The sequence below is a fragment of the Bacteroidota bacterium genome (assembly GCA_016706255.1).
Lineage (GTDB): Bacteria > Bacteroidota > Bacteroidia > Chitinophagales > BACL12 > UBA7236.
The window spans coordinates 1226178-1251731 of record JADJJZ010000003.1; the positions used below are offsets into that span (position 1 = coordinate 1226178).

A 25554-nucleotide genomic window follows, 5' to 3' on the forward strand; every position below is an offset into this window, starting at 1 on the left:
TCAAATTTACCCTTTTTTAGGGTCTTTTAACAACACCTCGTCAATCATACCGTATTCTTTCGCTTCAGCAGAACGCATCCAATAATCACGATCGGAGTCTTTTTCTACTTTTTCGAATGGCTGACCACTATGGTTGCTGATGATCGTGTATAATTCTGTTTTTAACTTCAGAATCTCTTTCAAAGTAATTTCCATATCACTTGCCTGACCCTGAGCACCACCAAGCGGTTGGTGAATCATAACACGTGAATGCGATAAACCTGCACGTTTGCCTTTAGCACCCGCACATAATAATACAGCTGCCATTGATGCGGCAATACCGGTACAAATTGTGGCTACATCAGGAGTAATAAAATGCATGGTATCATAAATCGCGAGGCCTGAATACACAACGCCACCCGGACTATTAATATAAATCTGGATATCACGTTTTGCATCTACACTCGATAAAAATAATAACTGTGCCTGAATCACATTCGCAACATAATCGTCGATTGCCGTTCCCATAAAAATGATACGGTCCATCATCAATCTTGAAAATACGTCGAGTGCCTGCGCATTTAACTGACGTTCTTCAATAATGTATGGTGTAAAATTGGTTACATGCATACTTTGTGTTTTCATGTAACTGTCGAGCGAGTTACTGCTCATTCCCATGTGCTGTATCGCATATTTGCGAAATTCATTATTCTGCATACGCTTCTTCTTTTTTATTTAATTCTTGAAAAGCTTCCAAGGTTATTGGTTGCTCATCAATAGTGATATATGTTTTAATAACATCAAAAAACTTCTTCTGCGCAACACGGTCATGCATGTTTTCTACAAAAGCTTTGTCTTTCAACTGACTGGTTAAAATGTATTGCACTAAATCTTCACCCATCTGTCCGTAACTTGCACGAACGGTATTTAATGCTTCCTGAATAATCTCATCATTAGTAACATCCAATACATGCGATTTTTGCACTTCGCGATAAATGAGCGATTGTTTCAGTTTATTCATGAAATCGGCAAATTCAGCTTCGAAATTTTCCGCATTCACATCCTTTTCGTTCGATTGCGTGAACCATTTTCTTAAGAAGACATCCGGAAGTGGCACTTCGGTTGTATCGATAAGATATTTAAATAGTTCATTTTCAAGCGATACCTCTGTTAAACTGCTGTGATATTGCTCAATAGCCATCGCAATTCTTTCGCGTAATTCAGTCTCAGTGCTCATTTCACCAAACTCTTTGCTGATTTCTGTAAAGAACGCTTCATTTATTTCAGCATTAAACAATCTTGCAATCCGGTCGATTTTAAATTCGAATTTCGGACTAATACCTTCAATGCTTGCTTCAGTTGGTTCGTTTAAGTGGAGAATATTTTTCGCCACATTCACTTTATCTCCCTTAAAGACGTTGAACAGGTCGTCAATATTTTTAACATCACCCTGTTTTGCACCAAGAAATATATTTTGGTTGCCATCATTTAACATTTGCAGGTTAAAATAAGTCTCCACCTGAATGCCACCATCTTTAGGTGAACCATCTTCATTTAATTCTTTTATTTGCGCATAAACAACATCGTTTTCTTCAACGGTGTCAACATCTTTACGTTCACCGTATTTGCGTAAAATGCGTTCAAATTCCTGCTCAATTTCTTCCGGTTTGGCAGCTATTTTATAACGAGTAAGTGTTTTGTTTTTATTCAGATTTGCATCGAGGTTAATTACAGGCTGCACACCAATTTCGTATGCAAATTCATACGTTTTGGTTTCGTTGTAATCAACACCTAAATCACTTTCAATCGGTAATGCATCACCCAATAATTCATAATTATTTTCTTTGAGATAAGCATTCATCTGCTCATTCACAATTTTGTATAACTCTTCCAGAATAACGGTATCACCATACATTTTTTTCACCATGCCTGCAGGTACATGTCCCGGACGGAAACCCGGAATTTGTGCTTTTTTTGCTACTTCTTTTAAAGCCTTGTCGAAACGGCCACGGTAATCTTCATTAGTAATGGTAAAACGCACAATGTTGTGCTGTAATCCTAAGTTGTCGATTGAGATATTCACTGTTTGAAATTATTAGTGTAAAGTTATTAGAATGTTTTTTCGTTCCCTTAAACCGGAAATCACCGTTCCGGCAGTAAAAAAAACAGAAAGCCCGGGGTCAGACTTTCTGTTGAAATGTGGTGCGGGTGGAGGGACTCGAACCCCCATGCCTTGCGGCGCCAGATCCTAAGTCTGGTATGTCTGCCAATTTCACCACACCCGCTTGCTTTTCGGGATGTTTTATTGATTAAAAAATCACATAAAGAACACTTTTTTATGCAAAACAACCATCTTGAAACCCAAATGATTGCCTGTTTTTAAAAAGAGATGCAAAGGTAAGTGAAAATTAACAATTTACCTATATAATATTTGTAGCGATAAACCGCTTTATTGTATCTTCACCTTTCGCATGCTGAGAGCTAACTTTTTATTGGCAATTGCCGGCATTTTTTGTTGCATTTCCTGCACTACACAGGAACTGCCAACCACCAATTTGCCCAAACCCGATCATATTGTGGTATTAATTTTCGAAAATCACGATTACCAAATGATTATCGATACCTCCGCTGCCGAATACCTCCACACCCTCATCAGCGACCCAAAAACCGCCCATTTTACCGAAAGCACTGCACTTGGTCACCCGAGTCAGCCCAATTACATCATGTTTTTTTCTGGAGATAATCAGGGCGTGGTCAGCAACGACCGCCCGACTAAAAAATTTACCAGTCCGAACCTTGCAGCACAATTGGTTGATGCCGGATACACCTTTGCAACTTACAGCGAAGACTTACCCTATGCCGGTTTCGATGGCGATGTTTCAGGCAGATATGTTCGCCGCCACAATCCCGTTACCAACTGGATGGGCACCGGTAAAAATCAGGTGGACTCCTTACTAAATCAGCCCTTAACCGCTTTTCCGACGGATTTTAATTTATTGCCCACAATAAGCTTTGTAGTCCCCAACCTCGACAACGACATGCACGACGGCAGCATCGCACAAGGAGATGCCTGGCTCAAAACCAATTTCGAAGCCTATATCAATTGGGCAAAAGAAAATAATAGTCTTTGTATCATCACCTTCGACGAAGGCAATCCAAGCAGCGATGTCAATCAAATTCTCACGCTATTTATCGGCGAAGATGTCATCGGTGGCGAATACAACACCCCCATCAACCATTTCAGCGTCCTCAGCACCCTCCAACAACTATACGATCTACCCCATTCCGGATTTTCAAAAATGTATTACCCAATCATGGATTGTTGGGAAAAATAGAAAAGGAACACTGATCAGACAGATTGAACGGGTTTTGACGGATTTTTTTCAGCCTTACTAAAATTATCCGTTTTTATCAGTTAAATCCGTCAAATCTGTGTTCCTTTAATCACATCGTCCAAAAAATCAGCGAGTATTATCTAACACAGATAAAAAAATCAGTTTAAATCCGCCCAAATCAGCGACCCGCTTGCCGGGTTCCGCGTTCCCAAAAAAATCCGTCCCATATCCGTTTAATCCGTTCAATCAGTGTTCCCTTAAACAAATCATCCAAAAAATCAGCGAGTATCATCCAACACAAATAAAAAAATCAGCCTAAATCACCAAAAATCAGCGACCCGCTTGCCGGGTTCAGCGTTCCCTTATCAAACACATCCCACAAAAAATCAGCGAGTATCATCCAACACAAATAAAAAAATCAGCCTAAATCAGCAAAAATCAGCGACCCGCCAGCCGGGTTCCGCGTTCCTTATAAATCACCCAACCATCTCACTCAACTCCAACCACCGCATCGATTTTTCATCAATTACACCCATGGTTTTCGTCAGTTGCGCCGAAATTTCAAACAAAGCCTCATGCGATAATCCCACATCCAATAATTGTTTTTCCAGATCCCCTTTTTTTATTTCCAGCTCCGCAATTTCATTCTCCAACATTTCATATTCCCGTTTTTCTTTAAACGACATTTTACGTTTTTCAACCACAGGTTTTTCCTCAACAACTATTTTTTTCTCCTCAACAACTTCTTTTTTATTCCCTTGTTTTTGTTCCTCCTGTTTTTGAGCTTTCATCGCTTCTTGGTATACACGCCAGTCAGAATAATTACCCGGAAAATCTTTAATCACACCATCACCTTCAAACACAAATAAATGGTCAACAAGTCGGTCCATAAAATACCGGTCGTGACTCACAATTAATAAACAACCTTTAAAATCCGCGAGAAATTCTTCCAATATACTCAGCGTTAAAATATCGAGGTCGTTAGTAGGTTCATCGAGAATTAAAAAATTCGGATTTTTAATTAAAATCGTCATTAAATATAAGCGACGTTTTTCGCCACCGCTTAATTTACTCACGTAAGTATATTGCGTTTCCGGTTCAAACTGAAAACGCGTCAACAGCTGAGAGGCGCTCAGTTTCGAGCCATCGGCAAGCGGAATAAATTCTGCTATGTCTTTCACCACTTCAATCACACGTTTATCCTCTTTCATCAGCATACCTTCCTGCGAATAATAACCATAAATAATAGTTTCACCCGTCGTAATTTTTCCTGCGGAAGGTTTTTCCAATTCCATAATTAAATTCAGGAAAGTAGTTTTTCCAACACCATTTTTGCCGACAATTCCAACCTTATCATATTGCTTAAATAAGTAAGTAAATTGGTCAACAATTTTCAGGTCGCCGAAATTTTTACTCACCTTCACCATTTCCAGAATTTTGCCACCCATTCGTGTCATTTTCACGTCGAGCACCAACTGATCTTCCTTCTTTTTTGCGGTCGCTTTTGCGGCGATATCTTCAAACGCATCGAGGCGCGATTTACTTTTTGTAGTTCTTGCTTTCGGCATGCGGCGCACCCATTCCAATTCGCGGCGATACGTATTTTTTACTTTGTCCAATTCCGCTGCTTCCACCATATCGCGATGCGCTTTTTTCTCAACATATAAACTGTAGTTGCCCTTATATTGAAAAATATTCCCATCAGCCATTTCAATAATTTCCGTGCACACGCGATCTAAAAAATAGCGGTCGTGGGTAACCAGCAGCAACGTCATATTGCGCAGACTCAAATATTCCTCCAGCCACTCCACCATACCGATGTCGAGGTGGTTGGTCGGCTCATCCATAATCACAAAATCCGGTTCCTCAATTAGTAATTTCGATAGCGCAATCCTTTTTTTCTGACCACCACTCAAAGTGCTCACCTTTTGTTCCAGGTCTGTAATTTTCAGTTGAAACAAAATTTGTTTGATGCGCAATTCATAATCCCAGGCATTCAGCACCGCCATTTGTTCATGCGCGCGTTCCAGTGCGGCTGCGGTGATGTCGTTATAATCATGTTCCTGATCCAGCAACGCCTGTTCATAAGCTTTAATGGCCTTAATCGCCGGCGCATCGCTGCTCAGCACGTTGTCAATAATGCTGAGGTTTTCATTCAGCGCGGGCTCTTGTTCCAAATACCCGGTTGTGATACTCTTATGCACTTGCACCTTGCCGCTATCAGCAATATCCTTCCCCATAATAATCCGCAACAGTGTCGACTTCCCCGCACCATTCCTGGCCACCAGCGCCACTTTCTGACCACGATTAATACTAAACGAGATGCCATTAAACAGCACCTTCGTATCATAAATCTTCGATAACCCCTCAACAGTAAGATAATTCACGGCCGCAAAGGTAAGCGTTTGGGGTGGGATTGGTGTGGGATTGGTGAAAATGAAGGGGTAGGTGGGTTTTAGAAGCATCGACTTTGCGCTTCGGTTCGAAATCTGCACCGGCTCTTTGCTGCAACTCCGCTCCCGCAGAAAAAGCGGGATGCGGGGTTTTCGCGTCGATCCGGGCTATCATTGAATTTACAGCCCTGAAGTGAACAATTTTTGGTGCTGGGTTTTGGATGTTGTAAAGAAATTATTATTGGAATCAATTGGGAAATTTTAGAATATCTTAATTGTTCTACTTCAGGGTTCGCTGCAACCCCTTTTCCGAGGCGGACAAAGGGGGTTTCCGCTTCAATCCGGGCTCAGCGAATTACCAGCCCTGAAGTGAATAGGTATTGCTTGCAAGATTTTATGGGTGTGGAAGATATGATAATTGCAATCAAATAATTAAGCTTTAGTTGTAATAGCTTGTTCTACTTCACGAGTGTTTTACTTCATGTGTGCTTTACTTCAAGGGCCATCCAGGCAAGCTGACCATAATGAACCCTGAAGTGAACAAGTATTGCTTGCAAGATTTTACAATCGTGCAAGAAATTATACTTGGAATCAAATAATTGAGTTTTTTGAGTATTAACTTGTTCTACTTCACGGGTGTTCTACTTTCAGGGTGTTTTTGTGACAGGGTAAATGGTGCTAAAATGGCATTTTGAAGCTTGAGGGTATTGAATTTGTTGCACTTTTTTGGTTGGAATGTGACGTTTTGGGGATTAACGGTAAACCGTGAATTTGGGGTAGTGGTTAAGTTTAGGAGATTGTTTTTTGTAAGTTTGGTTGTGTGATAAAATGGGAGATGGGTTAAGAGGAAAGTTTGTGTATTTATTGGGTAGAAATAAATTGAAGTATGATAAAGGAAAGTTTCTCCAATTTATCTTTTTTCTTGAGGGATATGGGAAGTTTTTTTTGGAAACTGCTCAAATAAACTAGTTACCGGAAACCCTATGACGACACTGATAAAATGAAACTGACTAACAAGGAACGAACAATTTTGGATTACTTAATAAACAGACTGAACAGCCAATACAAGGAAAATATATTGCTTCTTTAACTATATTTGCGATAAATGGAAAATCTTCAACTCATAAGAAAAATAATTGAACAGCTCTCGCATTGGAGAGTGTTTACTGAGTTGAGTTCCGCTTCTCAGCTGAATGATGTTAATAATACTAATGAAGATTTGGCTGGATTAATCTTGAATGAAATTTACGGATGGAATCTCATTAACCTCAATACTAAAAAATCAAATTTCCCTGCAATTGATTTGGGAGATACAAAAAGTGGAATTGGTGTTTCTGTAACCGCTACCGATACATCGGATTACATTAAAGACAAGATTGGTAAAAATATTACTTATAAAGTTTATGAAACTTATCCAACTCATTACTTTCTAATTACCACAAGTAAGAAAAATTACTCAGTCACTTTTGACACTAAAGGAAAATACGCTTTTGACAAAAGCGTAAACATTTTGGATATTGAAGACTTATCAAAGGCAATCAAAGCACTAACAGATATTAAAAAACAAGAAAAGATTCTTTCAATTTTGGAAAACTATGTTTACAAATTGAAAGGGCATTTCATTGAAGACATAACACCTCAAGATATTGCAAAAGTTCTCCAAGAGTTTTCAAGCCAGAATCCAGATTTGATTAAAAATATTTCTGTTTCAATTCAAAGTATTCATAGGACAGATTTTCCAGAGAAGAATAGAATCAACAACCTTAGCGAAGGTTACATAAAACTTATTCAACAAGAGTCCCTACCTTTCTTTGAGCAGTTTGCAAAATTTTTAGAGAAGTTTGAAAACAGAAATTTTAAAAAGATTTATTACAACATAACAACTGACTTGCAAAAAGTAATCTTAGTAAACCGAAGCGACTTTGAACAATTTGACCAAATTTTTGAAACTATAGAGAGCATTTGCAAAGAACAGGTTCCTCAACTATTAGCAGACAGGAGAACACTGCAAATTCTGCTTCACTTCATGTATTTTCAATGCGATATAGGAGAAAATAAGCCATGATAACACCAGATAAATATTTTGACTTAAAAACTCAGTGATTAATGTCAGTGCCTCAATCATTAGGGCATTGCAAAAAATCAATGTATTGACTTATGACGAACTTGAAATGGAAATTAATAAAACACTTGGGGAAGATTCAAAACATATTTTTCCATACGCTTTGAACTTTCTTTTTTTGCTAAATAAAATTGAATATAATAATTCTATTTATTCCTTCACAATTAAAAATTGAAACTTAGTAAACTATATAGCAATAAAGCATTTCACAACACCGAGTTCAAGCTTGGTTTAAATGTGATTTTTGCTGATGTTAAAGCTAAGGAAAGTCCTAACAGTTCACATTCAATTGGCAAGACAAAGTTTATTCGACTACTTGATTTTCTCTTGTTGAAAAAAGTAGTTCCAAAAAAACATTTTCTTACTTCAACAAAAGACAACGAAACAAACACTCTTAAATTCAATGGCTACGAATTTTATTTGGAGTTGCTACTTAATTCGGGCACTTATTTGAGAATTAAAAGAGCTGTCGCAGACAGTTCTAAAATTTCAATGAAGTTATCTGATAGTAGTGTGAATGACTTCGAAATTCCAAAGTCGTGGGATTATGAAAGCATTGGCATTGACGAAGCAAAAGCGAAACTGAATGAATATCTAAGCTTTGACTTTTTTATAAGGAATTCTGGACTTGACTACCGTGACACAATTAATTATTCTTTGAGAATTCCTGACGAAGGGGATTATTCAGATTTATTTAAGCTAAGTAAGTTCACCTTTGATGAAAAAAAATGGAAAACATTCATGTTTTCATTACTAGGTTTTGATAGCACGGCTGTTGCAGAGAAATATATTGTTGAAGAAGAAATTAAACAGAAGAACAAAGTCATTCGAGAGCAAGAGGAAGGATTTAATATCAACTCTAATCAGAAAGATGAAGTTGAAGGATTTATCCAAGTATTGACTAAGTCCAAGCAAGAAAGAATCCAAGAACTTGATAGCTTAAATTTTTACAATCAAGACAACAAAGTAATTGTTGAGTTAGTTGATGAAATAGAAACAAAAATTGGAGAATTAAACAAACACTCCTACAATTTGCAGTTTGAAGTAAAGAAAATAACTGAATCACTAAAAAGTGATTTCAGTTTTGACTTTGAATTAATCAAGGAAGTATTCGGTGAAGTGCAACTTCATTTCCCTGACCAGCTTGCAAAATCTTACGAAGAACTTATTGAATTCAATAAGCAAATCACAGTTGAACGGAAAGACCTTTTGAAAGAAACTCTTTCAAAGAAAACTGAGGAATTACGAGAAATCAAACTTTCTCTTTTTAATTTGAACAAGGAGAAAGAAAAATTTAGAGATGTAATTCAGGACAATTCTGTTATCAAAAAACTAAAAGAATATCAAAATGAGTTAATTGGACTTGAACATGAAATAGCAAGGCATGAAGCTCAATTAGATTCAATAAAAATTATTGAATCAAAAAAATCTGAGATAGACAGGTTAAGCGATGAATTAAAAGTAGCTGTTCAAAAATTGTCAGCTATTATAGATAATACTTCAAGCAACCCCAAATATATAAGAATTAGAAATTATTTTTCTGAATTTGCACAAGCTATTTTAAATTACCCAGCAATTATTTCTATTTCTAAAAACTCAAACAATAATGTTGAGTATGGCTACCGTGTAGGAGAAACGAAAAAAGGAGATGGTAATACATACAGAAAAATGCTCTGTGTTGCTTTTGATTTAGCAATCTTAGCTGAGTATTCAGATGAATCTTATTTTAAATTTGTTTATCATGATGACGTATTCTCAAATCAAGAAAATAAAATTCGTATTCGCTTGCTTAACTTGATAAAGGAATATTGCACTAGCACAACATCCAATATATTTTAAGCATAATCAAAGACGACCTTCCGAGGGATGAAAATGACAACCCTATTATGTTTACTGATGAAGAAATAATAATGGAATTACATGACAAAGACAATAGTGGCAAACTATTTAAGACATCATTCTAACTTGATTCTTCTAGAACATATGCAACCTTGACACTGCACAGATTCGGACAGACAGAAGGGCATCCGGTAACAGCACCTACAAGAAATTGGCGGTTCAGTAGTTAATTGAAGCTTTGTGCTTCGTATCAAGTTCAGTGGTGGCAGACAGTTTTCGTCTCCGAAATCGCCAACTTCTTGTAGCTGCAAAACGTTAGGCGTCATTATATGGAGACAGAACTAAATAAAATATTAGAATCATATCCAACGACTGTTAATCATACAGACATATTTGATTTCGACAATTTTGACGAACGACTTTCAGCAGTTGACACTTTAGTTGTTAATACGATAGGAGTTTCAGAAGACACTTCATCGCCATAAAAAGAGGCTGTTGCTTGATATAAAAATTTTAAATCTAATGCATTATCCAACTGCCGATAAAAATTATCTACCGGAACTCGGTCGCTTAATTGAAAATGGACAAATAATTTTTCGGAGTAGCATTTTTTTCCTTGCATAAGCTAAGTTAAACAGCCTTTTTGACGCCTAAAAATCCATTTTAAACATGAAAATGTGTACATTTGGGTGGTTGTACAACGAGCACATAGGTTGGCCAAAAGTGGGGTAGAATTGTAAGGTTGAGCGTTTGGAATTCTATTGAGCCTTATGGTAAATTTGAGAATTCGTATTTCAAAATCTCCACCTTCGGTAAGCCCAGAAACGTTATAGACAACTTTAAAAAATAAGCAAATGGACATTGAGAAAATTATACACTTCCTAAAGACAGACATATTTGGACTAATTATTCTGGGACTAGTTTCAAGTCTAATAGCAGGTTTTCTTTACGACTTTATTAAGTCTCAATACAAACTGACAAATCACAAAATCAAGAAGAGGCTGTTTGTAAAGCGACTTGTAAAAATTGCAGAGGCTTTTGGACAAGGCTCACGAGCTGCATATGCACAACTTGGCACAACTTTTCAACAACAGGTTCTCATTGGGGACTATATTATCAAGACCATTATGTTGGTAGCGTGGATACTCTTCTACCTTATTATTTCTATTGCGACTCTTATTATTCTTGGTGAAATATTAAGTTGGATACCAGTAATTATTTTTAGCGTAATTATTACAATTCGATACAAAAAACTTAGACAGCATTTAGGACATTATAAGCAGACATTTGAATTGGCTTTTGGGGAAGAATACTTCAAAAATGAAAGAAAAGGACAGGAGGAATACTGGGACGAACTATTTAAGAAAAAAGATGAGAAATAAAGCGGCCTATAACAGCATTTACCCAAAAGGGGGGGGTTCGTGCTCCGCAAACAGCTTTGTGTTAGCCGAAAGTTCAGTTCTCCGAATGAACATTTGTGCTGAAAAGCCCGCCCATCGCAAATCTGTAAAACGATATGTACCATTTAAAACGATAACAATATGCAATGCCCACACTGCTTAGTTGAATTTCACGACCAGAAAATTATTGAATACTTAGGAGAAGACTCAGAAGGAAAATGGGGAATTGAAAAGTATGAATGCCCGAATCCAACTTGCAAAAAGTCAATTTATTTTTTGATTAAAGGTGATTTATACTCACCACAACACTCGTCCTCTTATTATATCAGGAACAACAAGTATGATGTCAAGCAATTAATCAGACCTAAAGGTTCAAGCAGACTGCCTATCCCTCTTGAAGTTCCTAAAGACTTTTCAGAAGATTATAACGAGGCTTGCCTAATAATTGCTGACAGTCCTAAAGCGAGTGCAGCCTTGAGCAGACGTTGCTTGCAACACATATTAAGAGAAAAAGCGGGGGTCAAAAAAAGTGACCTTGCAAACGAAATACAAGAGGTGTTAGATAAAAATCAACTTCCGAGTTATATTGCAGAAAGTACCGATGCAGTAAGGAATATAGGAAATTTTGCAGCACATCCTCTTAAAAGTAAATCAACTGGAGAAATTGTTCCAGTGGAAGTTGGAGAGGCAGAATGGACATTAGATGTTCTTGAATTATTGTTTGATTTCTATTTTGTTCAGCCGGAAAAAATTAAAAAGAAGAGACTTGCTCTAAACCAAAAACTGAATGATGCTGGAAAACCTGATATGAAATAAACCGTATATAACACCGGTCGTCAAGCGGGGTGACGTGCAAACTTGAAGCTTTGTGCTTCTATTCAAGTTCGGCGCAAGTTGACAGATTTATGCTCCGAAACCCGCCAAATCAAATAATATTTGAAGTTGAAATCGTTGAGTTACAATTACTGAATTGCTGTAACTAAATTAGAGCCTTGAAAGTTATGGTTAAGCATAAAAGTAGGTTACCAATAGTTATAATGTTTTTGGGATATAAACAACAACGCAAAGCAATATAAATTAACAATTATGGCAGATTACATTTCAGGAATAAAAAAAACAGGGTTCATTTTAGAACATAATATTAATCAAGAACTTATAAAAAATGGTTGGAATATCATAAATAATAAATTCTACGAAGATGATTTGATGGACGCAGTAAGAGAAATTGATATCTTAGCTTATAAAGTAAGGCCTGTCGATGATATAAATATATACACTGTTTTGTTGATCAGTTGTAAAAAAATGAAGAAAATGCTTGGGCTTTAATCTCCCGAGAAATAAAAATTGATGATCCAAATTCAAATTGGTGGCCAACTCATATATGGACTAATGATAAAGGTACGAAAATAGAACTAATGGCAAAAGACGTAAATAAAGAATATTATAGTTTTTTATGTGAAGGCAAAGGCATTTCAATTATGCAACCGCCAGAAGTTGATGTTTTTGCTTATCAAGAATTAAACAAAATTACAGGTAAACCTCAAAATGATAAAAATATATTCTCTTCAATAACCACTTTAATGAAAGCTCAGTCGTATGAAATAGGAGCGTTAGAAAAAAGAACAAATGTCAAAAGCATTTACCAATTTAATCTGATTTCTGTAATTGAATCAGATTTAGTTCGAATACACATTGTAAACAACGAACTAAGCCAACAAGATATTGAAACGGAACAATTGGTTGCCAGATATATTATAGGTAAAAAGGAACAATTTTTTAGAATTCGTTTTATCAAAGCCGAGGCGTTTTCAAAACATTTAAAGGATTATAATCTTTGCACAAACTAATATAAATTATTTTTAAAGAAAAGAAATGCATTTTATGAAGACTCAATAAAGGATTACACTAAAGTTGCGATGCTTTTACCTGATTTTAAGAATGAAATTGCTGAACATATTTGTAAAGCAAGTAGATGGTATCTTAATAAACATGAGATTCATAAGAATTTGTTTGTTGTGTGGGAAGAAAATAAAAAAAGGTTAAGAATATTTGTAACCGAAGATGAAGGAATTTGTAGTAAGTTAAACATTGACAAGGAACTTTTATCGGAAACAAAAAAGATTCTTTGTAAGATATTTAAATTTTCAGGCCAATTTGTATATGAAACTGATGAACTACCTTTCTAAAATGACAAATTGGAAAGTATTGAACATAAAAAGGTACTGATTTGAACCTTCACTTTAAATTTACTTAAGATTACAGCTTATGAAAAAGCATTTTATTGCACTTACACTTTTAATCGCAATTTCGCAAACCTCAAGTTTGTTTGGTCAAAATACTAAGGAATTATTTATCACCGGAACAGTTACATCAGTAAATATTAAAGGGTATGGCGCAAATTCTGCGGAACTTTTGTTTACGATTCTTGATACAATTTCCAAAACTGAAATACCCATAATGGTAACTTCAGAATATGAACCGCAAATATTTACCTCAATGTCAAATTTTGTCACATTAGCTTGCTTTAATAAAGTTGTTATTACCGCTGGATATACTAAAAAACCTAACGAAACTGCAAAGGCAATTGAAGTGTATTACCCTAAAAAGAATTAAAAAAATAGTCTTGATAAAAATAACTGGATTGCAAATATTTTGCCTTTACAGATTCAATTTGTTAAATTGCATTTAACCTTTACTATCTTATGTATAATTTATTCAAATATTAACTTAAACTATTATCAATAACAAGTTGAAAATACCAATGAATTACCTCCAAAAATCCACCTTAGCATGCCTTTTCGCATGCACCCACCTCAAAATCTTCGCCCAACTAACTCAACCCGAAGGTTATTTCACCTCCGAAGCAAGGGCTGTAACAGCAGATACAGGAATTATTGTATCAATCAAAAAATTTAACCCAACCGAAACAGATATTGAAAATGCAGTTAAACCACCCAAAAACTGACCATGGAATTTTTTAACGTTGCCTTACGGGTCAAAAAAGTTATTATTGAATAACAAGGGTTTCGAATCCAAACTTTATGCTTTGAATAATGCCGGAGAAGTGGTTTGGGAATATACATTAGGGTATTCTGATAAACCGCAGGCGAGCCCTATTGTAATTAATGATAATTTCATTTTTGCAGGCGAATCGGAAGAGGAGGACAATAAAATTGCAATCCAAAAAATTGATTTAAACGGCAAAAAAGTCTGGAAAAAAGAACTGGACAGTCTGGACAATGTTGATGACATTATTGTTGCCGGCGATATGGTTTGTGCACTTGTTTCTTTTGATTATTATCAAAAGGTGGTTCATCCAGATAATACTTACAGTAACAATATGTTTCCTGTGTATTTCTATATGCAGTTTAATATTGAAACCAAAGAAATCATAAAGAAAGAATATCAAAAAATGGCAGTATATCTGTCCGGAAAACATTTTTCAAATCCTGTCCTGAACTCCGAATACTCCTACTTTTTAAATAATCTTGATTCAGCTGCGTTTTTATCTACCATTGAGCTTGAAAAGGCTACTATCATCAGCAAGAATTTAACCGTAGGATCCGAAATTCGTCTGCTTTCAGCCGTAATGAATTGATAATACCCAGGTTATAGGAAATCCCAAGCCAAAAAAAATTAATAATTTTCTCTAAATTTAGAGCAAATACAACAAATTGATCAATAATGAACCCTAAAAGCACCCTAATTAAAGACGCAATTAAATGTCTGACATCAGCAGTTGGTTTTGCTTGCACTACGGATGAGGTCCAAACAATTATTGCTACTAACCTTAATGGTTTAAAAGAACTTTCAGATGAGCATCCTACCCTTAAATTGGGAGTTAGTGTAGTAAGTAAGTTGGTAAATAATTTAGCACCTGGATGGTTTGAAAAGGGGTTTTCAGGTATAACTTATAAAAATTTAAAGGCGGCACTGAATAGTCAACATCCAAATGACTTAAACCATGATTTAGTAAAACTTATAAGGTTAGCTTCAGTGGAAGCTTTACGTTTAGTAGAAAAAATGTATTTAGATAACCTTAAAAAAAGTGATAATAATGAAGACCCAAAGAAGGTTGGGCAAGTTTTTGATCGTTTAGTTGCTAAACTAAAATTTGTTTGTGAGAATGAGAACGAAAAGGTTAATAACCATACGCTTAATGAACATGAAGAATGGCGTACACATTTTACAGATTACATATTTCAGGAAACTGGAGTGGATCCAACAAGTCAATTTGCTTTAGAAATAAAACAGAATTTGCCGTTTTGTCTCGACCTTGCAATAAAAGAAGCACTCAAGGATAGTAAAAATGAAAGAGCTTTTAAATCATATCAGATTTGGGTTTTGGAAAGTATAGTGGAAAACAGTAGGTCTACTGAAGTCGGAATTGGGAATATCCAAAAAGAATTGAAAGCATTAAAAGAGGTTTGGCAAACTCAAAACCAAATTACCGGCAACGGAAGTGCCTTAGCTAGTCAAATAGAAGCTGAAATTGAGTATTTGAAGAAAGGCTATAATCAAATCTTAGATGCTATTATTAATTTTGAGATGTTGATTGATAAGCGACTCGAGAAGACTGAAATTACAATAATTAAGGAGGTTGAGAACGCTAAGGACGAAATCATCCGCCACGTAAATAATAGTAAAGGCAGGAAAGTTAATCCTATATTATCAAGTTTACCCTTTAATGAAATTTTTGAAGGGCGTACACAAGAATTGCAAGAAGTAGAAATTTTGTTAACTACTTACAAAACACTCAATGTAATAAGTATTCACGGTATAGGTGGTGTAGGCAAATCAACTTTAGCTAAACAATTATTTTTAAAACTTTATGACAATTACGATTTTAACCTGTTTTTGACTGGGAAAGATAATTTTGCTATGACTTTTTATGAAAATACTTTAATTACTAATTTAGGATTAAATGACACAGTTAATGCAATACCTTCAGAAGATAGTAGAAGAGTTGAAAAAATTGCTCAACTCATAGTTAACGAACTCCTTAATTTACCGGGTGAAAAATTAATGCTTTTGGATAATATTCCTTATAACATGGGCGGGCTGCAGCCATTGTTGAATCGAGGATGGCATATTATTTCCACATCTCGTAATTTGAATTATGGTTTTAAACATTATGAACTACAACAAGCTTCTCCTGAGGACGCAAAACTTATTTATGCTGTTTATTTTGGTTTGAAATATGAGTCACTTAATGCGTGCGAATTAGTTTTAATTCAAACTATAGTTAAACGATTATCATTTCACATATTAGCAATTGAATTAGTGGCTAAGAATGCGAAGTATTTAGGCTGGAATTTAGAAAAAACAGTTGAACAGCTTGATAAAAATGGATTAAACATTGCAAGATATGCTGATATTCAAACAACCCATTCACAGGAAGTAATTAAAAATATTTTTACCTATATCCTGCAAATTTTTCCGTTGGAAAATTTGGATGCAAAAGAACAGCATTTATTGCTACTCTACAGTTTAATTCCTGCTACTAATATTAATGCTGAAGAATGGGCATTAATGTTAGGTGATTATGCTGAAACCTGGCAGCATTTCAGTCGTCAATTGCATCAAAAAGGATGGTTAAGTGCTGACGATGGTAATGGCTTTTTACTTCACGCTTTACTAGCAGAAGTTTTAAGAATTAAAAATGAAAATAAATTTTTTGAGGAAGCCCAAACAATGATAAATAGGCTCAATGATGGCTTGAATGATGAAAAATGGCATAATAATTTTCAAGAGTCAGTGCTTTTTGCGCGAATTGGATTGGTATTGATTGGTAATATTAATAAAGCTGAATACAAATTTGGTATACTTTCACATAATTTAGGAAAGTTCTATATTGAAACTGGTAATTTATTACTTGCAATGCGGGCTTTTACAAGAATGCAGGAAGTTTTCACTTTATTATTGAATTCAGCACCACATGATTCAGATTTCAAAAACGGCTTGGCGATATCTTACTCAAAACTCGGTGAAACGCACAGCAGCTTGGGTAATTTGGATAAGGCATTGGAATTTTTTGAGGAACGCAATAAATTAGGCAAAGAACTCTATGCGCTCCAACCGAATAATGTATCCTTCAAAAACGGCAAGGATATCTTACTCAAAACTCGGTGAAACGCACAGCAGCTTGGGTAATTTGGCTAAGGCATTAGAATTTTATGAAAATGACATTGAACTAACAAAAGAACTCTGTGAGCTTCAACCGAATAATGTATCCTTCAAAAACGGCTTGGCGATATCTTACTCAAAACTCGGTGAAACGCACAGCAGCTTGGGTAATTTGGCTAAGGCATTGGAATTTTTTGAGAAAGATATTGAATTAACAAAAGAACTCTATGCGCTCCAACCGAATAATGTATCCTACAAATACGCCTTGGCGATATCTTACTCAAAACTCGGTGAAACGCACAGCAGCTTGGGTAATTTGGCAAAGGCATTGGAATTTTTTGAAAAAGATATTGAACTGACCAAAGAACTCTATGCGCTCCAACCGAATAATGTATCCTTCAAAAACGCCTTGGCGATATCTTACTCAAAACTCGGTGCCACGCACAGCAGCTTGGGTAATTTGGCTAAGGCATTGGAATTTTTTGAATTGGAAACTCACCTTTTTGAAGAACTCTATGAGCTCCAACCGAATAATGTATCCTTCAAAAACGGCTTGGCGATATCTTACTCAAAACTCGGTGAAACGCACAGTAGCTTGGGTAATTTGGCTAAAGCATTGGAATTTTTTGAGGAACGCAATAAATTAGGCAAAGAACTCTATGAGCTCCAACCGAATAATGTATCCTTCAAAAACGGCTTGGCGATATCTTACGAAAAACTCGGTGAAACGCACGGCAGCTTGGGTAATTTGGCTAAAGCATTGGAATTTTTTGAGGAACGCAATAAATTAGGCAAAGAACTCTATGCGCTCCAACCGAATAATGTATCCTTCAAAAACGGCTTGGCGATATCTTACGAAAAACTCGGTGAAACGCACAGCAGCTTGGGTAATTTGGCTAAGGCATTGAAATTTTTTGAAAAAGATATTTAACTGACCAAAGAACTCTATGAGCTCCAAACCGAATAATGTATCCTTCAAAAACGGCTTGGCTATATCTTACGAAAAACTCGGTGCGACGCACAGCAGCTTGGGTAATTTGGCTAAGGCATTGGAATTTTTTGAAAAAGACATTGAATTAACAAAAGAACTCTATGCGCTCCAACCGAATAATGTATCTTTCAAAAACGGGTTGGCGGTATCTTTTGTTAAATTAGGTTCATTTCATGAAGATAAATTGGAAGATACAAATACTGCAATAAATTATTATAAACAAAGCGAATTATTATGGACAGAGCTTGTAAGTGATTTTCCTAAGTATCCTGAATTTAAAAGTAATCTGCAATGGATAAAGAAAAAATTGGCATCTTTAAAATAATTTTTTTCACTATTTTTTTTATTTATTTGCATTAACTCATAAAACTTGTATGCCCATACTCATTAATATTTAATAGTATTTTAAATTTTCGGCAGGAAGTTTTTCCAAAACTTATTGAATTGGCAAAGGATACTACTTATGTAAAAATTTAAAAACAGTAGACTTGATTTATTTGAGAACTGAAAATTTTAATGGGCACGCGTTTATTGTTTATTATGCCTTTGACTGTAAATTGTCCAAGTAGCCTTCAAAGAGTAAAAATGCCAACGCAATTTATGCGAAAAACTTTTTGTAATATAAAGAATACTATTCGTTGGAGTAGAAAAAAATACGCGATAGTGGTGTGAAGGGTATGAGTTCCCGGTTAGCCAAATTTTTAATTAATATCAATTTATTGCTAAAATAACATATTATGTGACATGGTTAAAGGCATAAAAATGAACATTCGTGGTTTGGAAGTGCTGATTTTGTTGTGTATTTTGTTAATGAATGTGACATATTTTAAGTTAAGGGAAAACTGTGAATTTGAAATTGGAATTTAGCGTGGTTATCAAAATTTCCTAAATTTGGTAGATTGTTTTTACAATTGAGTTTTTATAAAAGTGTTGCTACTAATTATCCCCATTGATTTTCAATAATTAATTCTGACAACAAAAATTTATATTTAAGAATTTAAAAAGTACAATGCTAAAACATATTGATTACTTTGAAATGGTCTTTTTTATACTAAAAGAATGGTAAACGATTTTGAAATGAAACCCTACTCCAAATCTCCCATTAAGGTCGAATATAATCGGCAAAGTGGAATCGTGTTTCTCTACTAATCTGGTCAGGCGTAATAAAAAACTTTATTCATATGGCTCTATTTACTATCAAAAACAACAAAACTTACCGATTAATTTTAAGGATAATCGAGATTGCGGTCGCTTTGATAATTCTTCTATTAATCATCACCTTTTTTCAAATAATGTACAATGGAATTTATGGAAAGGATCATTCAAGGTTCTGTTATGCATTATTTGCAGCTAATGTGGTCTTATGTAATAGTCTTTTAGCGTTTGGCAGATCGCCTGTATTTATTGAAAGATTTAATATTCAGGAGCAGAAATTGATTTATTTGTCAGCAACAATGTTTTTGTATGCCGCGTTATTTGGCTTTTTTCTTAGTGGATGGATTTATGTGAATACTGATAAATCTTTTGTAGGTACAGATGGTATACAATCGACTTCATTGGGCCAAAAATTAATGTTAGGCAGCCTAGCAGTAGGATTATGCGTATCGGTTATTTTCTCGATAGTCAGGCTAGGATACTTCTTCAAATGGTCAAAAAAGGCAATTGATAAGGTAAGTTCAGAATTGGATGCTAAAGTAACAAAATAAAATTGCCCCTAATATGGGTTTTGCAGCAAGCGGGCCGATGTACATCCTTTGAGCTAATGATACTAATTTACTTTAGTGATAAATTTGGTCCTTTAGTTCCTTAATCCGCTCGAAGGCAAAACGCAACACGATTAACTTCAATCATAAAAAAATGCGTATCACACTCCTTTTAATATTCGCTTTATTTTTTGCCGGACAAACTGCGTATTCCCAATTTGAAAGCGAATCTGAATTCGATTTTGACATGGAAATAAATGAAATCCTGTTACATGCTGACAAAGGAAAAACAAATAGAATAATCTGTAAATTTAATGAATACCTGCCCTCATTTAAAAGCAGTTTTTTTAAGGATGTGATAAAATTTGAGTTCCTCAATGACACAATTATAGTTCACTCGCAATATGGAAATAAAAACTATTGGCTTAATAGGAGTGGAAAACTAGTCGAAATAGAATACGACAAGAAAAATTCCTTAATTAAAACCCCATTTATTGATTCCGCTGGTTATAAAGTTTATTATTATGTATCGAATAGAATAACTGATACTGTTTATTACTACACCCGCTTAAAAATAGATAGTGGTGGAAAATCGGTAGAAACAATTTATAAGGAAACTTCGAGTAAAACAGGTCAGAAAACGACAATGTTTAAAAAAGACTATATAGGAGATACATGTTTCACATATATATATCGGTTAACAAGTGGTGACTGGAAATTAATGTATGAAATAAAAGAATGGAAGGTTTGGGCAAATAACAGAGTAATCGATGCACCGTCCATTATGACAGACTACATATATGAAACAAATGGCAATATAACTAAGTCCGTAACTACCACTAATTCAGTTTTTTTGTACGACAGCATTGGAAGGTTGACATCAGTGACGAAATTTTTCTTTTTAGACTATGACGAAAATTGGTATCAGAAACACACGATGACAGTTAAATATGTTTCCGGTAAATGCTATTAATAAAAATTGTAGAAACTATCTTCGAGGCTTTTTTAGTTTATCGGCTCACGATATGAAGGGTTATAATATTCATATTGGATGTTTATGAAATGTGATGCTTCATTTTCAAATTTTTTGTTAGTTTTGGAGAGGGTAAAATGGCATGTTTTTTTAGGTTGCCTATTTCATGTAGCCTGAAACAATAAATTAAAACTGAAATAAAAAATGAGTGTTCACTTTATTGCTATAGTTCCTAAACAGTCTCATTATCCGGGCAACAAAACTAAAGGCATTGAAATTTTAGAATGGTTAGTATCATTAGATGTTATTAAGGAAAACCTATCAGATTGTGTCTCAGGTTCAAATGGAGGTTATGCAATATCGGAAGGTGCAAAAAACATTACCACTACCCCAGTATATTTACCTTTTGACATCATACCCAATGGACTTGAAATAGTTGTTGAAAGAACTATTTTCCATGCTGCTGGGTTAGATGAATGTAAATGTCCGGTTTGTTATAAAGACATTACATCAGAAATTTGGTTATCTTTTGATAATTGGTTTGAACAAAAACTAGATGATGTTACTTGCCCAAATTGTAACATAAAAGCAGATATTAATAGCTACTTATTTTCTCCTGTGTGGGGATTTAGTGACTTAGGATTTATTTTTTGGAATTGGCAGGAGTTTAAAAATGAATTTATAGAAGAATTTAAATTGAGATTAGGGGTTGATATCTCGATAATATACGCTCATATCTAATCCTCTTTACTAATATTTCACCTAACATCGTATTCGTAGCCGGTGATGAATACATCATTGAAATTGCAGATAAGAATCGGTTTAAATATTTCAACCATCATTGTCCTGAGGGTTATTACGACAAAACCAAATTACCGGAAATATTAACCTATATCTACTTTTGTAAGAGGCTAACTGCCTTAGTAAAAAAACAAGATATGAAGATTCTCATTAATGATTATTATTATGAATAAAAATTATTATAAATATCTTCGAGGCTTTTTAGTTTATCCGTTTATTAATTGAGTAATTATAATATTCATTTTGACTGTTTTTGAAATGTGATGCTTCATTTTCAAATTTTTTGTTAGTTTTGGAAAGTGTGAATGAAAGGGAACACACACTGGCGCTTGCGCAACCTTATGAAGACGATGCCATATATATTGTTAATCGGATTTTTAATAACATTGTTTTCGTGCGGACAACCCAACGAACAAAGCAATACACCTATTGTTAAAGTTGACACCTTAGAATTAAGGAAACAAAAAAAAGAAAACGAACGTTTAGAAAAAATAAGGTTAAGAGAAGAAAAAGCTTATGTTGACAGTTTACGGCTAGATATAATTTTACAAAGCGCTTTAATAATCGCAAACCAAAATATCGACAAAGATAAATTTATTGAGAAATATGCAGTTTTTGACGACAGTATTCCCGTAAGTGTAGAAATCAATTTAGACTACCATTTTACAAATTCAAAGCCTCATTTGATAATTAGGAGAAGAGATCCATTTGCAATTTATATCGACATCTACACAAAAGTTGACAACAAATTTGAAAAAGTAGTTTCTCACGAAGAATGGACTATGACTTATGTGAGCGACACAATCCGGGATATAAATGGTGACGGATTAAGTGATTTCGTTGTAAACTGGTATGGGGCGAATGGTTCTTGTTTAAAATCATTTAGCAATGTTTATCTGCTACTGCAAGACAAAAATTCGTTTTCAGATGATTTTGAATTTATTAATCCGACCTTTTCACCTAAAGAGAAAATTGTAAGAGGTATTTGTTATGGACATCCGGGCGAAACGGAAATGTATAAATACAAATGGAACGGAGTAAAAGTGGACACAGTGGAATATGTTTCATATGAACGAACTGACAAAGGAAAAACCGGGAATATCATTATATCAACTGACATACCATATAGTAGCAAATCCAAAACCGTGAAAGTTTTAAAGTCGGTGCCATTGGAATATAAGAAAATTGATGGCTATGGCTGGTTTACAGGTGATGGAATCGAATGAAATAGCGATGGTTAATGTAGATTTGATTTAGTTCCAAGTGAAACAGTTGTTATTATTGGGATTAAATAATATTTTATCCATTTTATAGAGCAGATCTAAATTGAAATAGTAAATTAAATCATAAAAGAATGCAAAAATTTAACCTATGAAAGGAACCTGGATTGGAACATATCAGCATGAAAGTAAAAGAATTCCTGAAGAAAGGCGAAAGGAGCGGACAAAATTCAAAATTAATATCATTGATTTTGATGGTGTTCATTTTTCCGGTGAAATTGAAGATGAGGTTGAAAGTGGCGGAATGCAAGGAGTTGGTAAAGTTGAGGGTAAATTAAATGATAATAAAATTACTTTTATTAAAATGATGCCTGTTCAAACTGTGTATATGCCGGATGGAACCAGAACGCAACTTCAAAATCGGCATCGAAATATTTATTATTCAGGAATAGTTTCCGGTGATTCAATTAAGGGTGTCTGGAAGCTTAAATTTGGAGTTAGATTAATAAACAATAAAATTGCTATTTATTACCCTATTAAAGGTAATTGGGAAATGAGGAAAAAAGATTAATTACACTGCTCAACAATAGGAATGTAAACAACTAAAATGATTTTCTTTATAGACAGAAAATTTTATGGTCATTCACCTTCACCGAATTAATCAATTAAACAGTCTCTGTTATGGGTTTTGCGGGATTGCAAAGTCTCATTACGGTGGGTTACACACAGCAGTTTATTTTTTTGACATTATTCCGTAGTTTTGGTTTCATTAATCAACGGTTTTCGTTTTCTTAAACGCTACGATGAACCCTATAATATAAACACAACAAACATGAAAAATACATTAACACTCGTATTACTCGTATTAAGCTTAACCGGATTCGGACAAAAAAATCCGACAGAGGAAGCACAGCCAATTGTTGCAGAAGGAAAATTGCTCTACAAGTTGGAAATGGCTTCTTGGGTTGGGACAGATTTGTTTTTAGAAAAATACAAAGATTTAGATAATATAGGCGGTTATTTTTCTTACATCGAAAATGATAGTGTAAAATGTATTTTCTTTTCAAATGTTGAAACCCCAAAAGTAATAGGTACAATTGCTTTTGACAGCACTTACAATGAAAGGAAAGCGAAAATTAGCTTGACTGAAAGAAATTTTTCTCAAACTGAAAGCGATTTATTTCAAATTAGAAAAGTTACATTAGAAGCGTTAAACACAAACGCTGACGGTTTTTTTAAGTTTTATGAAAACACTCAACCAAATATAATTCCATTAATTAATGGCGACGATAAAAAAGTTTACATAATAACGGGAACTCAAGAAACGGATATCGTTATTTTTGGTAACGACTACTTATTGACATTTGATAAAGACAATAAACTTGTCGCACAAAAGCAACTTCACCAAAACATACTCCCAATTAAATATGGAAATACAGATGCCGAAGAAAATGTTGTTGGGGCAATGCATAATCATTCACCTGAAACCGGCGACTTTATTACAGCTACAGACATTTGCACTGTGATGCTGTATGAGGAGTTTACAAAGTGGAAATCGTATAATGTAGTTTCCGAAAAGTACTTGAACATTTGGAATTGCGAAACAGACCAACTAGTAGTGGTGTCAATGAATATAATGGATAACATCGAAAAAGATCAGGAAAAGAGGAATAAAAAAAGGAAAAAGGACGAATAAGGTTTTTAAAACCTAATAATGAACTCAATTATGAAAACAGCACTTTCAAAAAAGCTAAAGGATTATGCTTCTTTTACTGCCAGTATTTTGATGTTTGCCGGTAAAACTGATGCTCAGGTGATATATACTGACTTAGAATTTGATGTTGTGTTGGATACAGATGGGTATTATTATCCGCTTGATATTGACGCAAATGGCACTCTTGATTTCCATTTCTTTAAAACCACAAATACCTATAGCACCACTTATTCTAATCTTAACTCATTTCAAGCCCTGTCGGTACGACATGGGTTTTTAAATGAGGTTGCAGGCAATTCCCATTATTACCCTTATTCCGGTAACATTTTCAATTTTGCATATGCCCTAAATTCTTTTAACCTGATAGGCTCAACACTTTTATGGCAAAATGATCTGCATGTTTTTTTTGCATGGAAAGCATGGACAGGAGAATATGACAATCATTGTTTCAATTGTTATTGGAACCAACCGGGCGAGCCTGAAATCCTCGATCATTTTTTGGGACTTCGGTTCGCGGATGCTAGTAACAATTATCATTATGGTTGGATAAGATGCGATGTTAAGGAAGATGGAAGCATTTTAGTTTTAAAAGATTATGCATTTGAAACTGAGCCGAATTATCCCATTTTAGCCGGATCAAAAACAACCTACCAGGAAATCGAACCGGGAAATATTATTGGAGAAATATTTGCGTCAGGAAATACTATTCAAATAAATGTTCCACATCGCCCAACACTTCTATTTAAAATAAATATTTTGAATATTTCAGGACAGTGTATCTATTCAACTCAAAGTGAAGACCCGTTTGTCGAAATTCAATTGGACGTTCCTCACGGAATTTATATAGTTGCAGTGAGCTCAGGAAATGAACTATTAACTAAAGAAATTTTACTATAATTATTCCATAAACTATAAAAAAACGTTTGAGATAATAATAAGTGCCCAACCATTACAGACA

25 protein-coding genes and 1 tRNA gene are annotated in these 25554 nt (G+C 34.7%); 21 read left to right on the plus strand and 5 right to left on the minus strand.

Annotation, left to right across the window (positions count from 1 at the left end):
• Positions 1-6: 6 nt before the first annotated feature.
• From clpP to IPI65_07185, 3 genes are all read right to left on the minus strand, one after another.
• Positions 7-696: an ATP-dependent Clp endopeptidase proteolytic subunit ClpP gene (clpP, locus tag IPI65_07175; GenBank protein ID MBK7441304.1), complete on the minus strand. Its 690-nt coding sequence runs from the start codon at positions 694-696 to the stop codon at positions 7-9.
• Positions 686-2062 carry a hypothetical protein gene (locus IPI65_07180; GenBank protein MBK7441305.1) on the minus strand — a complete coding sequence of 459 codons (1377 nt, stop codon included), beginning with the start codon at positions 2060-2062 and terminating at the stop codon, positions 686-688. The genes clpP and IPI65_07180 overlap by 11 nt, the downstream gene beginning before the upstream one ends.
• 117 nt (positions 2063-2179) lie before the next feature.
• Positions 2180-2264: transfer RNA gene (locus tag IPI65_07185), tRNA-Leu, on the minus strand.
• 186 nt (positions 2265-2450) lie between these two features.
• Between IPI65_07185 and IPI65_07190 the strand changes: the two genes are divergently transcribed.
• The gene (locus IPI65_07190; GenBank protein ID MBK7441306.1) at positions 2451-3314 is read left to right on the plus strand and encodes an acid phosphatase; all 864 of its coding nucleotides are present in this window, start codon (positions 2451-2453) and stop codon (positions 3312-3314) included.
• Between the two features lie 476 nt (positions 3315-3790).
• Here the strand turns inward: IPI65_07190 and IPI65_07195 are convergent, their stop codons facing one another.
• Positions 3791-5701, minus strand: a complete 1911-nt coding sequence (locus IPI65_07195) for an ABC-F family ATP-binding cassette domain-containing protein (protein ID MBK7441307.1) — start codon at positions 5699-5701, stop codon at positions 3791-3793.
• A 1111-nt stretch (positions 5702-6812) separates the two neighbouring features.
• On the opposite strand from IPI65_07195, the gene IPI65_07200 reads away from it, so the two are divergent.
• The 3 genes from IPI65_07200 to IPI65_07210 all read left to right on the plus strand — a co-directional run bounded on the left by IPI65_07200 (position 6813) and on the right by IPI65_07210 (position 9793).
• A complete protein-coding gene (locus IPI65_07200; protein MBK7441308.1) occupies positions 6813-7772 on the plus strand; it encodes an SMEK domain-containing protein in 960 nt (319 codons plus the stop codon).
• Between the two features lie 228 nt (positions 7773-8000).
• Positions 8001-9668: a DUF2326 domain-containing protein gene (locus IPI65_07205; GenBank protein ID MBK7441309.1), complete on the plus strand. Its 1668-nt coding sequence runs from the start codon at positions 8001-8003 to the stop codon at positions 9666-9668.
• Positions 9653-9793 carry a DUF2326 domain-containing protein gene (locus IPI65_07210; protein MBK7441310.1) on the plus strand — a complete coding sequence of 47 codons (141 nt, stop codon included), beginning with the start codon at positions 9653-9655 and terminating at the stop codon, positions 9791-9793. The genes IPI65_07205 and IPI65_07210 overlap by 16 nt, the downstream gene beginning before the upstream one ends.
• A 254-nt stretch (positions 9794-10047) precedes the next feature.
• Here the strand turns inward: IPI65_07210 and IPI65_07215 are convergent, their stop codons facing one another.
• Positions 10048-10290, minus strand: coding sequence for a hypothetical protein (locus IPI65_07215; GenBank protein ID MBK7441311.1), 243 nt, complete (start codon positions 10288-10290; stop codon positions 10048-10050).
• Between the two features lie 232 nt (positions 10291-10522).
• On the opposite strand from IPI65_07215, the gene IPI65_07220 reads away from it, so the two are divergent.
• The 17 genes from IPI65_07220 to IPI65_07300 all read left to right on the plus strand — a co-directional run bounded on the left by IPI65_07220 (position 10523) and on the right by IPI65_07300 (position 25493).
• Positions 10523-11050 carry a hypothetical protein gene (locus tag IPI65_07220; protein ID MBK7441312.1) on the plus strand — a complete coding sequence of 176 codons (528 nt, stop codon included), beginning with the start codon at positions 10523-10525 and terminating at the stop codon, positions 11048-11050.
• Between the two features lie 159 nt (positions 11051-11209).
• Entirely contained in the window at positions 11210-11884 is a 675-nt protein-coding gene (locus IPI65_07225; protein MBK7441313.1) for a DUF4145 domain-containing protein, read from the plus strand.
• 270 nt (positions 11885-12154) lie between these two features.
• The gene (locus IPI65_07230; protein MBK7441314.1) at positions 12155-12394 is read left to right on the plus strand and encodes a hypothetical protein; all 240 of its coding nucleotides are present in this window, start codon (positions 12155-12157) and stop codon (positions 12392-12394) included.
• 89 nt (positions 12395-12483) lie between these two features.
• Entirely contained in the window at positions 12484-12915 is a 432-nt protein-coding gene (locus IPI65_07235) for a hypothetical protein (GenBank protein ID MBK7441315.1), read from the plus strand.
• A gap of 69 nt (positions 12916-12984) precedes the next feature.
• Positions 12985-13254, plus strand: coding sequence for a hypothetical protein (locus tag IPI65_07240; GenBank protein ID MBK7441316.1), 270 nt, complete (start codon positions 12985-12987; stop codon positions 13252-13254).
• Positions 13255-13333: 79 nt separating this feature from the next.
• Positions 13334-13681, plus strand: a complete 348-nt coding sequence (locus tag IPI65_07245) for a hypothetical protein (GenBank protein MBK7441317.1) — start codon at positions 13334-13336, stop codon at positions 13679-13681.
• Positions 13682-14078: 397 nt separating this feature from the next.
• Positions 14079-14666 (plus strand): hypothetical protein, encoded by a 588-nt coding sequence (locus tag IPI65_07250; protein ID MBK7441318.1) that lies wholly within the window; start codon positions 14079-14081, stop codon positions 14664-14666.
• An 86-nt stretch (positions 14667-14752) separates the two neighbouring features.
• Positions 14753-17200 carry a hypothetical protein gene (locus IPI65_07255; protein ID MBK7441319.1) on the plus strand — a complete coding sequence of 816 codons (2448 nt, stop codon included), beginning with the start codon at positions 14753-14755 and terminating at the stop codon, positions 17198-17200.
• Positions 17154-18125: a tetratricopeptide repeat protein gene (locus IPI65_07260; protein ID MBK7441320.1), complete on the plus strand. Its 972-nt coding sequence runs from the start codon at positions 17154-17156 to the stop codon at positions 18123-18125. The genes IPI65_07255 and IPI65_07260 overlap by 47 nt, the downstream gene beginning before the upstream one ends.
• Before the next feature lie 16 nt (positions 18126-18141).
• Complete coding sequence (locus IPI65_07265; protein MBK7441321.1) at positions 18142-18510, plus strand: tetratricopeptide repeat protein; 369 nt, start codon at positions 18142-18144, stop codon at positions 18508-18510.
• Positions 18511-19366: 856 nt separating this feature from the next.
• Positions 19367-19891 carry a hypothetical protein gene (locus IPI65_07270; protein MBK7441322.1) on the plus strand — a complete coding sequence of 175 codons (525 nt, stop codon included), beginning with the start codon at positions 19367-19369 and terminating at the stop codon, positions 19889-19891.
• 151 nt (positions 19892-20042) lie between these two features.
• Positions 20043-20861 carry a hypothetical protein gene (locus IPI65_07275; GenBank protein MBK7441323.1) on the plus strand — a complete coding sequence of 273 codons (819 nt, stop codon included), beginning with the start codon at positions 20043-20045 and terminating at the stop codon, positions 20859-20861.
• 204 nt (positions 20862-21065) lie between these two features.
• Positions 21066-21602: a sugar ABC transporter ATPase gene (locus IPI65_07280; protein ID MBK7441324.1), complete on the plus strand. Its 537-nt coding sequence runs from the start codon at positions 21066-21068 to the stop codon at positions 21600-21602.
• A 410-nt stretch (positions 21603-22012) separates the two neighbouring features.
• Positions 22013-22888 carry a hypothetical protein gene (locus IPI65_07285; GenBank protein MBK7441325.1) on the plus strand — a complete coding sequence of 292 codons (876 nt, stop codon included), beginning with the start codon at positions 22013-22015 and terminating at the stop codon, positions 22886-22888.
• A 145-nt stretch (positions 22889-23033) separates the two neighbouring features.
• A complete protein-coding gene (locus IPI65_07290; GenBank protein ID MBK7441326.1) occupies positions 23034-23453 on the plus strand; it encodes a hypothetical protein in 420 nt (139 codons plus the stop codon).
• A 261-nt stretch (positions 23454-23714) separates the two neighbouring features.
• Entirely contained in the window at positions 23715-24578 is an 864-nt protein-coding gene (locus tag IPI65_07295; protein MBK7441327.1) for a hypothetical protein, read from the plus strand.
• 30 nt (positions 24579-24608) lie between these two features.
• Complete coding sequence (locus tag IPI65_07300; protein MBK7441328.1) at positions 24609-25493, plus strand: T9SS type A sorting domain-containing protein; 885 nt, start codon at positions 24609-24611, stop codon at positions 25491-25493.
• The last annotated feature ends 61 nt before the right edge of the window (positions 25494-25554 follow it).

Excerpts from the sequence above, each read along its gene's own strand:
- IPI65_07245 (MBK7441317.1), top strand. The coding sequence starts at position 13,334 with ATGAAAAAGCATTTTATTGCACTTACACTTTTAATCGCAATTTCGCAA.
- IPI65_07290 (MBK7441326.1), top strand. The coding sequence starts at position 23,034 with ATGAAAGGAACCTGGATTGGAACATATCAGCATGAAAGTAAAAGAATT.
- IPI65_07255 (MBK7441319.1), top strand. The coding sequence starts at position 14,753 with ATGAACCCTAAAAGCACCCTAATTAAAGACGCAATTAAATGTCTGACA.
- IPI65_07275 (MBK7441323.1), top strand. The coding sequence starts at position 20,043 with ATGCGTATCACACTCCTTTTAATATTCGCTTTATTTTTTGCCGGACAA.
- IPI65_07240 (MBK7441316.1), top strand. The coding sequence starts at position 12,985 with ATGCTTTTACCTGATTTTAAGAATGAAATTGCTGAACATATTTGTAAA.
- IPI65_07295 (MBK7441327.1), top strand. The coding sequence starts at position 23,715 with ATGAAAAATACATTAACACTCGTATTACTCGTATTAAGCTTAACCGGA.
- IPI65_07300 (MBK7441328.1), top strand. The coding sequence starts at position 24,609 with ATGAAAACAGCACTTTCAAAAAAGCTAAAGGATTATGCTTCTTTTACT.
- IPI65_07225 (MBK7441313.1), top strand. The coding sequence starts at position 11,210 with ATGCAATGCCCACACTGCTTAGTTGAATTTCACGACCAGAAAATTATT.
- IPI65_07270 (MBK7441322.1), top strand. The coding sequence starts at position 19,367 with ATGGCTCTATTTACTATCAAAAACAACAAAACTTACCGATTAATTTTA.
- IPI65_07220 (MBK7441312.1), top strand. The coding sequence starts at position 10,523 with ATGGACATTGAGAAAATTATACACTTCCTAAAGACAGACATATTTGGA.
- IPI65_07230 (MBK7441314.1), top strand. The coding sequence starts at position 12,155 with ATGGCAGATTACATTTCAGGAATAAAAAAAACAGGGTTCATTTTAGAA.
- IPI65_07190 (MBK7441306.1), top strand. The coding sequence starts at position 2,451 with ATGCTGAGAGCTAACTTTTTATTGGCAATTGCCGGCATTTTTTGTTGC.
- IPI65_07200 (MBK7441308.1), top strand. The coding sequence starts at position 6,813 with ATGGAAAATCTTCAACTCATAAGAAAAATAATTGAACAGCTCTCGCAT.
- clpP (MBK7441304.1), bottom strand. The coding sequence starts at position 696 with ATGCAGAATAATGAATTTCGCAAATATGCGATACAGCACATGGGAATG.
- IPI65_07260 (MBK7441320.1), top strand. The coding sequence starts at position 17,154 with ATGTATCCTTCAAAAACGGCAAGGATATCTTACTCAAAACTCGGTGAA.
- IPI65_07265 (MBK7441321.1), top strand. The coding sequence starts at position 18,142 with ATGAGCTCCAAACCGAATAATGTATCCTTCAAAAACGGCTTGGCTATA.
- IPI65_07280 (MBK7441324.1), top strand. The coding sequence starts at position 21,066 with ATGAGTGTTCACTTTATTGCTATAGTTCCTAAACAGTCTCATTATCCG.
- IPI65_07215 (MBK7441311.1), bottom strand. The coding sequence starts at position 10,290 with ATGCAAGGAAAAAAATGCTACTCCGAAAAATTATTTGTCCATTTTCAA.
- IPI65_07285 (MBK7441325.1), top strand. The coding sequence starts at position 22,013 with ATGCCATATATATTGTTAATCGGATTTTTAATAACATTGTTTTCGTGC.
- IPI65_07235 (MBK7441315.1), top strand. The coding sequence starts at position 12,484 with ATGGCAAAAGACGTAAATAAAGAATATTATAGTTTTTTATGTGAAGGC.